The following is a 12,533-nucleotide window of genomic DNA, read 5'->3' as shown; positions in this document are numbered from 1 at the left end:
CCATAACAAAAATATGTTATGTTTTACTAAATTATTTAGATGATTTAACGCCGGGTTAGCTGAGTTGGTTCAAGCGACTGATTCGTAATCAGTAGTAGGTGGGTTCGAATCCCATACCCGGCTCTTCATAAGCAACCCCCCCCGTTACTTGGCGTCTGAGACACAACGGATTCCTGTATGCACAGAGGGACCGCCATACATACCCCACGACTCCGGTTCCTCTAAACGAGCTTCAACCCTTAAGTAAACCCGACCATTAGCCGAGTGACCGCCACGGACGACGCGACCTCGAAAACCTGAGCTTGTATAATGTGAATAACTCCGAGAATCAAATGCAGATGTTTTAGGAATCCTACCTGATTTAGGACCATTAGGGTCTGTCTGCGATGAACTGCTGTAATCACCATACCAGTCATAGCACCATTCCGCCACATTACCAGACATGTCGTAGATTCCTAGTTCGTTGGGCTGTTTCTGTCCCACTGGATGGATAGAGTTATCGTGTATTGTAACATCACCAAGTTTATCACTTCCAGAATATTTATAGCCCTTACTTTTGTTTCCACCCCGAGCGGCATATTCCCATTCCGCTTCCGTGGGAAGACGTTTGCCTACTCTTGAACAGTAGTCAACGGCATCACCCCAATCTACACACTCTACCGGACATTCATCACAAAGGTTATTTCCACCATAACCACAACTTGGTAATCTTCCTGTCTCCTGGCGGTATTCCGCCTGTGTGACCTCCGTTTTATCCATATAGAAACTGCTAACCGTTACGGTGTGCGGAATTTCTTCCAAAGAACTCTTGTATTGCACCAAATTTAGTTCACCTCCCATTTGGAATGTGCCACCAGTAACGTAAACCATACCGGGGATAATAGAATAATGAAATTTCTCACCATCTTTATTATACCCTGTCCAATTACCTACTTTTTCGCCATTCTTATAATTTCCATTCTCCTGTTTATTTCCGTTTTTATTATAGTAAATAGTTTTACCATTACGTTTTCCATCCACATAAAAAATCTCACTACTTATTTCTCCATTTTCAAAATAATTAGTCCAAATTCCATTATAAGGAGTATTTGTTTTTGAACTATACTTTATTCCATCTTTATCTAGGAGAGTTTCTTTTTCACAGCCAATAAAGAGAAATAATGGTAATACGATTAGAAATGTCTTTTTCATTTCAACCTCCTTTAGTCAGGTCTTTCAATTCTAATATAATAATAGACCTCGTTGATTGTATTAATCGAATCTAAGAACAAAACACTATATCATATAGTGAATAGCGAGTTATTGATCTCACACTACTGAATAGATTTTAATAATCATTTTTACTGAATACTTTTACTGAATACTTTTTGATTTTCATTACTTTACTGAATAGATACTGAATAGATTTTTTAAGGTTTAACTTATTGTCTCTCGTCTATAACCTTATTACAAATTAAAATTACGAATGAACTGCTCTACCAGCTGAGCTACTGTGGCAGTACGCGCGCGAATTTAGTTATTTCTCGTATTAACAGAAACAGTATGGATTATTGCCTTCATTAATGGTGAAGTAAATCTGTATGGACGGACGTAAACTATTCACCGCTGGCGACTATCTCCTGTCTGATTTCATCGACCCAAGTCAGTCTTTCTCCTGATGGTTCTTTGGCTGTGGTGCATCGCTGCATCCGCGGGCAGTGCGAGCTTCTCTGACAGATGATTCGTGCCGGCTGTTGCACAGCTTCTTCGACCCAGTTGATATTGAGAATCCTCGAGACGGCCATAATCTGCTTGGAAGCCTCATCAGGTATCTGTGACTCGCCTCCAAGAGTGTCGCAGCGGTCAGCAATCGTTTCGGCAATGCCAGTGGCGTCGTACCCTTGCGACTCCAGCATAGGCATCAGATCGATGCCAACCGATACTGTATGTAGGTTCCCGGCACCGTCTTCCAACTGCGTAGCGATACAACTGTAAAGACGTGCGAAGCTTTCGTTTCTCATGACAGAAATCTGGATAGAAGTTGCCCCTTCAACGCCTTGAGAGGCGAGTTGAAAGAGGGCCCACTGGCTGCACGGGTCGGGATCGTGGGTCATGGTTCCCCACGGCAAGGGGATGCCGTTTCCGCGATATACCGCCCTCAGGTGATTGGGCGGATAGATATCGAAGTAGTGCCAGTGTTGATAGGGAGAAACGGCAGTCATCCTGCGCATGACTACCGATGCCGTCAGCTCCATCTGTTTGCCGGCGAAGATGTCATAACCTTTCTGGAAAAGGTATCTCTTGAACGGTTGCCTGGGACAGAGTAGTGCTCCCGCGAAGAAGCTGCATTCGAAATCGCGCCAGGCCAAAAGGATATCCCTCTGTGTCATGGTAGCGGCGTCCACCGGTGACGGTTTCGGTGAACCCCCCAGTTCGCCTCCTGTGGCTTGGCTGGAAATAATGCCGTCGCCGCCGTGAAGAATGCTGTGGCCCAGATGATAGGCAAGATCGTACTTCAGGCGCGCGTTCTGATCCTGCAAGAGTTTGTTGAGGTACACAGTTGACGGCGGTGAGAAGAACGATCTGAAGAAGGTACTGATCTCATTTCCTGCGTCGTCTGTGGTGGTGAAGGGGGCGCGATCAAACCACTTGAGCGTTAGGCCGTACTTTTTACAGGCTTCGCGCAGTTGTGCCAGACTGATGGGAAATTTCTTGCCACTGATCTCATCAGCCGCTCGTTCAAGTTCCGGAAATCGGTTCTGGTGTTCCTCCTGATACGCTCTGATGAGAATGTGGGCAAACTGGCGTCCCGAGACCCTCGATTGAGCCAGTAGTTCTGGCAGAGAAATTTCCAGCAGGTTGTGCGAAAAAAGCGCTGCCGGCTCTAGAAGAAGCCGGTCCGCCTTGCGCCTGTCGCTGCTGATATCAACCTGATCGAGCTGGCTGCCGTCATCGAGAAACCATGACGAGTCCCGCTGAAATACCTGGGCCAGCAGATCCAGTAGCCGACGTGAAGGTGTTCGCTTGCCGTTCTCGATAAGACTGAGATATGAAATAGAAGGAGCTGACCGGAGATCGATTTGCATGCATCGAGTTACCAGATCTTCAAGCGTCAGACCTGTTCTTTTTCTGAGAGTCCTGATCTTAGAGCCGAGAAAATGAATATTCTTGATCTGGTTACTCATTGATGCGGTTACCGTTAATTGTCGAAAAATTGACACTGTCAAATTTTTCTTGCAAAAATTTACAATATTTTCTATAAATGTAACTATATTTCTTTTACTAATTTGCTTGGGTTACGCAGGTCGTTCTCGAATTATTACTGAGAAATAGAATGAATTATCATACAAATACAGGAACAGGTGTCTCTGAACCGGTCGTGAGCCGAGAGAAGACGATCAATGAGGTTTTAAGCAGGCACGATGTTGAAATCACCGGACCTGTTACTGATGATTATGCCGCAATCCTGACGCCGGAAGCAGTGGCGTTTGTAGCTACTCTCGCCGGTCAGTTTGAGGGGCGCAGAGCCGATCTGTTGCAGAAACGGAAGGAACGGCAGGAAAAGCTGGATGCCGGTCAGATGCCGGATTTTCTTTCTGAGACAGCGGAGATTCGCGAAAGCAAGTGGAAGGTTGCTCCCCATCCGGCTGATCTGGACGACAGAAGAGTGGAGATTACGGGCCCCGTTGACCGTAAGATGATTATTAACGCCCTCAATTCTGGTGCGAAAGTATTCATGGCCGATTTTGAAGATTCTCTGGCGCCCACGTGGCACAATGTTATCCAGGGACAGTTCAACCTTCGAGATGCCGTCAACCGGACGATCACACTTTCAGTTCCCGGCGGAAAGTCATATGCTCTGAATGACAAGATCGCTACCCTCCTTGTACGGCCCAGGGGATGGCATCTCGGAGAAAAAAATATTCTTTTCAATAGTCAGCCGATCTCAGCCAGTCTACTCGATTTCGGACTGTACTTTTTTCATAATGCTAAAGCGTCACTATCTAACGGTACCGGTCCCTACTTCTACCTCCCTAAACTGGAGAATCATCACGAAGCCCGCCTCTGGAACGATGTTTTCATCACTGCCCAGGATCTGCTGGGCCTCCCCCGCGGGACCATTAAGGCGACGGTACTCATTGAACATATTCTGGCAGCCTTCGAGATGGATGAGATACTGTACGAACTGAAAGATCACTCCACGGGTCTCAACTGTGGCCGGTGGGATTATATTTTCAGTTTCATTAAGAAGTTCAGAAGTCGCCCCGATTTTCTGATACCGGATCGTGCAGTAGTCACCATGAACCGCCATTTTCTGCAATCGTATGTTGACCTGCTGGTTCAGACATGTCACCGTCGTGGCGCCCATGCTATGGGAGGGATGGCGGCACAGATTCCAATCAAGAACGATCCAGAGGCCAATGAGGTGGCATTGTCGAAAGTGCAGGCTGATAAGGAGAGGGAAGTGAAGGCGGGGCACGACGGTACGTGGGTCGCTCATCCCGGCCTGGTGTCTGTGGCGTCGGAGTCGTTCGACAGGGGAATGAGTGGTGCCAATCAGCTGGATGTCCTCAGAAGTGATGTGAACATATCCGCTGTGGATTTGCTGCGAGTTCCCAAGGGTGAAATCACAGAAAAGGGATTGAGGACAAACATCAGCATCGGGATTCAGTACATGGCCGCCTGGGTGAACGGTAACGGCTGTGTGCCGCTGGATAATCTTATGGAAGACGCCGCCACGGCCGAAATATCCAGGACGCAGGTATGGCAGTGGGTCCATCATCCAAAAGGTGCTCTGTCTGACGGCAGGGACGTAACGTTCGATCTCTATCGCAACGTGAAGAGCGAAGAGATGGCTCGCATCGAGGACACTGTGGGCGAAGAACAGTTTGAATCCGGAGGTTACAGGTTAGCTTCTCAACTCTTTGACGAAATCATTGCCAATGAAGAGCTGGAAGAATTTTTAACACTGCGTGCCTACAAACATCTTGATTAAACCACAAGCTTAACAAATGGAAGGATAGACCGCCATGACAACAGTCGAAGAAAAAATAAAATCACTATCAATTGAAGAACGGGCTCTTGAGAGGGAGAAGCGTGTTTTCAGCCACGATGTAGACCCGGACGACATTCAGCACCTGGAGAATCTCTGGGCAAAAGATCCACGGTGGCAGGGGATAGTTCGACCCTACAGTCCGGCTGACGTCCTCAAGCTGCGGGGGACTTTGAAGGTGTGGCACACATTCGCACAGGCCGGTGCGGAACGGCTGTGGCATTTGTTGCAGACTGAGTCTTATATTAATGCCCTTGGCGCCATGACGGGCAATCAGGCAGTACAGCAGATAGAGGCTGGTCTGCAGGCGATCTATCTCAGTGGATGGCAGGTGGCGGCTGATGCAAACCTGGCGGGAGAGATGTATCCTGACCAGAGTCTCTATCCTTCTAACAGTGTACCAGCGGTCGTCAGGAAGATCAATAACGCCCTACGCCGGGCAGATCAGATCCAGGTTCTTGATGGCAGAAGGAACGGGCCGTACTGGTTCGCGCCTATTGTAGCTGATGCGGAAGCCGGCTTTGGCGGACCGCTGAATGCCTTCGAGCTGATGAAAGGAATGATTGATGCTGGAGCCGCCGGCGTCCACTTTGAGGATCAGCTGGCATCGGCCAAGAAGTGCGGTCACATGGGCGGCAAAGTGCTGGTACCGACGTCCGAATTTATCAACAAACTCATTGCAGCGCGTCTGGCGGCTGATATCTGTGGTGTGCCCACCATCCTCATTGCCAGGACTGACGCCGATGCGGCTAGACTGATAACTAGCAATGTTGATGAGCGAGATCATCCTTTTATCACCGATGATCCTAGAACATCCGAAGGATTCTTCCGTTTCGAAGGTAGTGTCAATGCGGCAATAACTCGGGGTCTCGCCTACGCCCCTTATGCCGATATGATCTGGTGCGAAACGTCCTACCCCTCACTGGAGGAAGCAAAACTGTTCGCTGAAGGGATCAAGTCACAATATCCTGACAAACTGCTCAGCTACAACTGTTCGCCTTCATTCAACTGGAAACATCATCTGGACGATGATACTATCGCTGATTTTCAGTCAGAACTGGCTACCATGGGTTACAAATTTCAGTTTGTCACCTTGGCGGGATTCCATGCGCTTAACCTCGGCATGTTCGATCTTGCCCGCGGTTATAGGGAAAATGGGATGTTGGCCTACTCAAATTTTCAGCAGGAAGAGTTTGAGCACGAAAGGGAGAGCGGCTACATGGCCATCACTCACCAGAAGTTTGTCGGTACAGGTTATTTTGACCGCGTTATGAACTGCATCACGGACGGAGCGAGCTCTGTGGGTGCACTGTCGGGCTCCACTGAGGAAGCGCAGTTTTCGAATAATTCATAGCTTCAGTTGTAATCCGGCTGACGTTATTTCAGCCCTTCCACCGCGAGGTTTGCCTAAGAAGCGGTTTCCGCGGCCGCACGATAGGCTCCAATAATCTCGCCACAATAGAAAATAAGCGCCGCAGCCGCTGACAAGGCGGTTCCCCACCCATTTCCCGTGCTGATATTCGTGTAAGTGGCGGTCGTTAGCATACCCACGGTAATGAATCCGAAAAGACCGTCCCAGGCTCTACCGGTGTAGATCCTTCCTGCACCAGGAATCATAGCTGAGATTCCCGCTGCGAGAAGAGGAGACTTCCCGTAAGCGGCGGACGTTTCGAAGATCCTGTCCGGCACTGGGTTCTCCAGTCGCCCGTCGTTATGAAAGCCGACTGACGAGGGGTTTGATAAGCTGAGTTGTTGGACCTGGTAGTGGAGAGCAGCCGGATTGCACCTGATAATGCGGTCAGCCGTCAGTACCGATCCCACCAGAACTCCGTGATGAGAGATACTTAAGGCAGCGTAGTTACTGCAGCTTGGGTGAAACTGGCAGTTTAGGAGGGAAGTTTTGTAGCTCAGACGCTGCCAGAGTGATACAGGCACCAGAACAGTTTTCTTCACAATAGAAGTCTTCTGTGCAGTTAAAATACTATCGGCGGGGTAGCGTGTCTGGCCGCTAACAGGCTTGATTGATCCCGCAATGAGCAGCAGAATTATCGCACCTGTCCCAATCTGCGGCGAGGTCAGATTACCCTTGAATTGTAGCCGCTTTTCACTCATATTCCATACTACTTCTTGATGGTATGAAGAACTTGCACCGTTTTCACATTTTTCTTAGAGCTACCGCAATTCTGGGTATTCTGTGCGCTCAGGAACCCGCTACCAGAGAAGTTTACATTCTTCATACGAACAATACAAACGGTGCGCTCGAAAACTGTCTCTGCCCCGGGAAGTCATACGGTTCGCTAGAGAAACGGGTGCAGTACATCCGTGACTGGCTCAAAGACCATCCCAACACGCTTTTGGTTGACGCCGGCGATTTTCTTTCCGCTTCCAGAAAGACGCTGAAGGACAGCATCGCCTTCCGCGCCTATGAGATGATTCCATACGATGCGGTGGGGTTGGGTGATCAGGAATTTTTCCGCGGCGTCAATTTTCTTGAAGAGCTGGTAGAAGAATCGACACTCCCTTTCATTTCCACTAATCTAACCAGACCTCAGTTCTCAAACTTGGAGCGCGAGAAAGTTATCACAAAGAATGGTATCTCCTTTGGCATCCTTTCTGTAATCGATCCCGGCGTTTTTTCGTTCTATCCTGCCCGAGTGAAGGAGGCTGTGGAAGTAGCTGCCTATACGGATGTCTTGAAGGGGAGGCTGACCGATCTCGCAGAGCGGGTTGATGTTGTGGTTGTCCTTTCTCATATGGGAGTGGACGCGGACCGGGAATTAGCGGCTGAGTATCCTCAGATTGATGTAATTGTCGGCAGCCATACGCAGACGGTAATGACTGAGCCGGAAATGGTGGGTAATACACTCATCGTTCAGGCCGGGAAGGACGGGTATTATGTAGGTCAGTTGAAACTTACCTTTGATGGGTCGAAGACTATCAGTGTCCATGAAGGATCGCTGGTTGCCATGGACATCGTTTTGCCCAACGACCCCGCGGTGATAGATATGATCATCGAGTACAACCGACTCAGCGGACTGAAGGTCGGCAAGCGTGTAGAGCGGATCGTCCCTGTTCCGCCGGCTTATCTTGTCTCGTCATCACAACAGTGCGCTTCGTGCCACGAGGGGCAGTTTGATCATTGGGCCGTCACCGGTCATGCGCGGTCTCTAGCGACGCTGAAGCACGACCACAAGGAGAAGTCACCAGACTGCCTCGCCTGCCACACTACCGGCTTCGGCCGCAGCGATGGCTATCTCAATTATAACATCACCGGTGGCCTCAAGAACGTAAACTGTACCGAATGTCACTATACACCGGCGGAACACCTATCGGAACCGGCCGTCCACACCACGCTGTCCATTACTGAGGAGAAGTGCATACGATGCCATGATCAGAACAACAGTCCAGACTTTGCTTTCGCTGATTTCATGGGGAGGAGCCGGCATCCTGTCACCGAAGTTGAGGTAGCGGAAGTACCTGTGCCGCTCACGAATGAGACAGTTGAGAAGGTTGAAATAGAGACAGTGGCTGAACTAACGATAGAGGAGGAAATTGCGGTTATTGTTGAATCGGAAGACGAAGAGGCGGCGACAGTTGTAGCGACGCTAGAACAACCCGAAGATGAACCTGATGATGCTGTTGCACTGGTATACATCGTCCAGCCGGGAGAGTCGCTGTGGAAGATTGCCAAACAACAGCTGGGGAAAGGCGCCCGCTGGGAGGAGATCTACGATTTGAACAGGAATATGCTTAAGAGCCCCCATCTTATACGGCCGGGTCAGGAATTGAAAATCCCGGCGGGAGGAGAATAGGCTAACATGGAATCTCTCATTGACCAGTTGATGTCAAATCCCGTTCTTCTGGCGGTGGTTATCGTGCTGGCGATTCTGCTGGTCTTTTCCATGGTGAGACGGCTGCTGAAGCTGACGATTGTGATGGTGCTGCTCTTAGTCATCTACCTCGGCTATCTTGTATGGACCGACAAGGAAATTCCGACAACGCGTGAGGATCTGAAGGAAACAGTGACGAAAGGTTTTCAGGATGGGAAGGAAGCCTTCACCAAGAAGGTTGAAGAGGCGAAAGAGGGTCTGAAGGAGAAGACTGATGAAATCATTGAAGAAAAGGTGGAGAAACTGTTTGATGAGCCGGGGAGAAAGAAGTAGGCGACTGTCCGTAAAAACGGGTATTGTTCTTTTTTCTGTTTTATTCTTTTTCCTTCAAGGTCAGGAGAGGGAGGAAATAGGCAATCTGATCCTGGAGGATATTCCTGCAATACCGGCATCTGTCAAAGAACGGACACGTCAATATCAGAACACTCGATCAGCGTACATAGCTTCGTGGGATCCTGCCGGTGATGGGATGCTCATCAACACCCGTTTTGCCGAAACCTCCCAGCTCCACTACCTGGCAAATCCTATGGGGGCCCGTCAGCAGGTCACCTTCTTTCATGAACCTGTGGGAGGAGGATACTTCTGTCCTGATGTGTCGCAGCGTGGATTTCTCTTTTCCAAGGACGTGGGCGGGAGCGAATATTACCAGATCTTCTGGTTTGATATGACCACCGGCACTGCCAGAATGCTCACCGATGGGAAGTCGAGGAACGGTCTTGGGCCGTGGTCGAACAGAGGGGATAAATTCGCTTTTACCAGTACCATGGGCAACGACGTGGATACGTGGGTCTATGTGGGTACGATAGATGGAACCGAGCCGAAAGCTGTGGTAAAGGAAGAAGGTGCCTGGTTCCCTTCCGACTGGTCTCCGGATGACAGTAAAATCACCGTCCTCAAGTATGTATCGGTGAACGAGTCGTATCCGTATGTAGTAGATGTGGAGACAGGCGAAATGACTTCACTCCGGCCCGAATCGGAAGAGAAAATCGCTTTCGGTGGTGGCGTCTTTTCCGAGGACGGTAAGGGGATCTATATTACGACCGATTATGAATCAGAGTTCAGGAATCTGCGCTGCTACGATCTTGCCACTGGTGAACTTCATCCCATTACAGAAGATGCGGGATGGAACGTAACAGGCGTCTCCCTTTCTCATGATGGGCGCTATCTGGCGTATGTCACCAACGAAGACGGGATTGCCATACTTCACCTCCTGGATCTCAAGCGAGATCGGCAAGTGAAACTTCCTCCCTTGCCTGTGGGGGGAATAGGTGGACTCGACTTCAGTCCTGATGACCGTTACCTTGCCCTCACTATCAACACACCGCAGACCCCTAGCGATATCACTGTTTTGGACATCCGCCGCAAGAAACTGGAACGGTGGACAAAAAGCGAGGTGGGAGGTCTCGATACGGACAGCTTTTCCGTCCCGCAGTTAGTACATGTAAAATCATTCGACGGTCTCGATATTTCGGGCTTTCTCTTCAAGCCGGCAGGGGAGGGGCCCCATCCTGTGGTTGTCTATATCCATGGCGGACCAGAGAGTCAGTACCGGCCGTATTTCTCGTCCACTTTCCAGTATTGGATCAATGAGCTTGGTTTGGCGGTTCTGGCGACAAACGTCCGCGGATCCAACGGATACGGCAAGTCGTTCCTTCTTATGGACAACGGCTACAGGCGTGAGGACACTGTGAAAGATATCGGCGCCTTCCTGGACTGGATTGAGAAGCGCCCAGATCTTGATAGGGAGCGGATTGCCGTCTACGGAGGCTCTTACGGAGGATATATGGTCCTGTCGAGCATGACGCATTACAACGACAGACTGCGGTGTGCTGTCGATATCGTCGGGATTTCCAATTTTGTCACCTTCCTTGAGAATACGAAACCGTATCGTCGTGACCTACGGAGGCCTGAATACGGCGATGAGCGCGATCCGAAAATGCGTGCCTTTCTGCAAAAAATTTCTCCCAACAACAACGCTCACAAGATCACCAAGCCTATGTTCGTCGCCCAGGGATATAACGATCCACGGGTGCCGGTGACGGAGTCTGATCAGATGGTGGAGGTGATCCGCAAGAACGGCGGCGACGTCTGGTACATGGTGGCCATGGACGAAGGACACGGCTTCCGCAAGAAATCCAACCGTGACACCTATTACAACGTGGTGAGCCTCTTCTGGGAGAAGTATCTGCTCCAATCTAAACCTTGAGAAGTTTTGGAGCCTCTTCGGAGCGGTACGGATGGTGCCATCATAGCAATACATGAAATTCAGCAATATCATCAGCGTCTCCTGGGGTGATCATCTCACCTTCGGCGAGGGAGACGGGAAGCTTGCGTCCCCCGAATCGCTCGAGCGGAGGATGGTAAAATGGAGGGAGAAGCTGGGCGCAACTGCTCTCCAGTGGCGACATCTTAAAACAGCTCTCAATGGAGAGTTCGACGCGGCTGAGGGCTATCAGCATTCCACCCAGAAGAGCGCGGCGCAAATCGACTGGGACGATTCTGAAGTGGTTCCCACTCTGGCCCACGAGGCGGGGATGAAGGCGTACCTTTACGTTTCACTGTTTGACGAGGGGTGGCCCCTCCCGCCCAAAGAGGTTCGTGAAGTGAGCTATCACAACGAGATGCACTGCCAACACGTAAGCTGGCAGAGCGGTTTCAGCCGGGAGCATCCTGAATTCGCCGTGGTGGACCGATCTGGCGAGAAGCAGCAGTGGGGAGTGCTCTGCCTCGCCTATCCTGAAGTCCGGCGGCACTTCAGGGAGCGCTTCAGCAAACTCCTGACGGGCACGGAATATGATGGGCTGTTCATCTGTCTCCGCTCCCAATCCCGGGCCGCTGATTTTGCCGATCAGTTCGGCTTCAATGAGCCCGTTCGCCGGGACTATCTGGAGCGGTACGGGGTGGACATCATCAGAGAGGATTTCGATCTGGAGATGTGGCGTGAGCTGTTGGGCGAATATTTCACCCTTTTTCTGAGAGAATTACGCGGAAATCTGGACGGGAGTGGAGCTCGTCTTTCTGTCGGTGTGCCGAGAGGTGATGTGCTCGGACCACCCCTGAGTAACGCCGCCCTTCAGTGGCGTCAGTGGGTTGCCGATGGGATTGTCGACGAATTGGTGATTAATCAGAACTCATCTCAGTGCCCTTCCATGTGGCACCAACTCTGGCCCATGCACCGTGGCACGGGCTACATCCAGAACTACCTTACTGGCCACAATCTCCCTTCTCTGACAGAACATATCACCTCAATATACGCTCCTGCATTTGACGGTCACGCGACTGACCTCTACGTGGCTCGCCAGTGGGATGAACGTTCGGATGAAGAAGCGAAACTCTTAAGTCAGGCGACGGTGAAAGGGTTGGTCTTCAGTTCCTTCCGCTTCGACAATCCAGAGGCGATTGCCCGCGGCGATTGGCGGGCTTAATACTAAGGCTAAGCGTTAGCCTCACGCAGACGTTGTGTCAGGATTTTGACGATACCTTGCATAATCTCCATCCTGCTGGCCATAAGGTCATAAAAGTCTTCGCCGTTAATCTCAAGTAAGGTTGTCTCTTCTGTAGAAGTGACTGAAGCTGATCTCGGTTCCTGATCCAGCAGTGCCATCTCACCG

General features: G+C 50.3%; 9 protein-coding genes and 1 tRNA gene. 7 read left to right on the top strand and 3 right to left on the bottom strand.

Annotated elements, in window-relative coordinates:
* Positions 1-49: 49 nt before the first annotated feature.
* Positions 50-123, top strand: a tRNA-Thr gene (locus QF669_03945).
* Between the two features lie 21 nt (positions 124-144).
* Here QF669_03945 and QF669_03940 read toward each other — a convergent pair.
* Entirely contained in the window at positions 145-1,191 is a 1,047-nt protein-coding gene (locus QF669_03940; GenBank protein ID MDP6456596.1) for an SUMF1/EgtB/PvdO family nonheme iron enzyme, read from the bottom strand.
* A gap of 404 nt (positions 1,192-1,595) precedes the next feature.
* Complete coding sequence (locus QF669_03935) at positions 1,596-3,164, bottom strand: DUF3612 domain-containing protein (protein MDP6456595.1); 1,569 nt, start codon at positions 3,162-3,164, stop codon at positions 1,596-1,598.
* Between the two features lie 149 nt (positions 3,165-3,313).
* Here QF669_03935 and aceB point away from each other — a divergent pair, with 149 nt between their 5' ends.
* Both aceB and aceA read left to right on the top strand, forming a co-directional pair.
* A complete protein-coding gene (gene aceB, locus QF669_03930) occupies positions 3,314-4,975 on the top strand; it encodes a malate synthase A (protein MDP6456594.1) in 1,662 nt (553 codons plus the stop codon).
* A 34-nt stretch (positions 4,976-5,009) separates the two neighbouring features.
* A complete protein-coding gene (gene aceA, locus QF669_03925) occupies positions 5,010-6,386 on the top strand; it encodes an isocitrate lyase (GenBank protein ID MDP6456593.1) in 1,377 nt (458 codons plus the stop codon).
* Between the two features lie 53 nt (positions 6,387-6,439).
* Here aceA and yidD read toward each other — a convergent pair whose 3' ends face one another.
* Positions 6,440-7,144, bottom strand: coding sequence for a membrane protein insertion efficiency factor YidD (gene yidD, locus QF669_03920; GenBank protein MDP6456592.1), 705 nt, complete (start codon positions 7,142-7,144; stop codon positions 6,440-6,442).
* Between the two features lie 23 nt (positions 7,145-7,167).
* Here yidD and QF669_03915 point away from each other — a divergent pair, with 23 nt between their 5' ends.
* The 4 genes from QF669_03915 to QF669_03900 are packed head-to-tail and all read left to right on the top strand — an operon-like array spanning position 7,168 to position 12,347.
* The gene (locus tag QF669_03915; GenBank protein ID MDP6456591.1) at positions 7,168-8,844 is read left to right on the top strand and encodes a LysM peptidoglycan-binding domain-containing protein; all 1,677 of its coding nucleotides are present in this window, start codon (positions 7,168-7,170) and stop codon (positions 8,842-8,844) included.
* A 6-nt stretch (positions 8,845-8,850) separates the two neighbouring features.
* A complete protein-coding gene (locus tag QF669_03910; protein MDP6456590.1) occupies positions 8,851-9,195 on the top strand; it encodes a hypothetical protein in 345 nt (114 codons plus the stop codon).
* Complete coding sequence (locus QF669_03905) at positions 9,137-11,128, top strand: S9 family peptidase (protein MDP6456589.1); 1,992 nt, start codon at positions 9,137-9,139, stop codon at positions 11,126-11,128. Before QF669_03910 ends, QF669_03905 begins: the two co-directional genes overlap by 59 nt.
* Before the next feature lie 52 nt (positions 11,129-11,180).
* Positions 11,181-12,347 carry a hypothetical protein gene (locus QF669_03900; GenBank protein MDP6456588.1) on the top strand — a complete coding sequence of 389 codons (1,167 nt, stop codon included), beginning with the start codon at positions 11,181-11,183 and terminating at the stop codon, positions 12,345-12,347.
* The last annotated feature ends 186 nt before the right edge of the window (positions 12,348-12,533 follow it).

This window comes from Candidatus Neomarinimicrobiota bacterium (assembly GCA_030743815.1).
Lineage (GTDB): Bacteria > Fidelibacterota > Marinisomatia > Marinisomatales > S15-B10 > UBA2146.
This window is presented reverse-complemented; position numbering and strand designations above follow the sequence as displayed.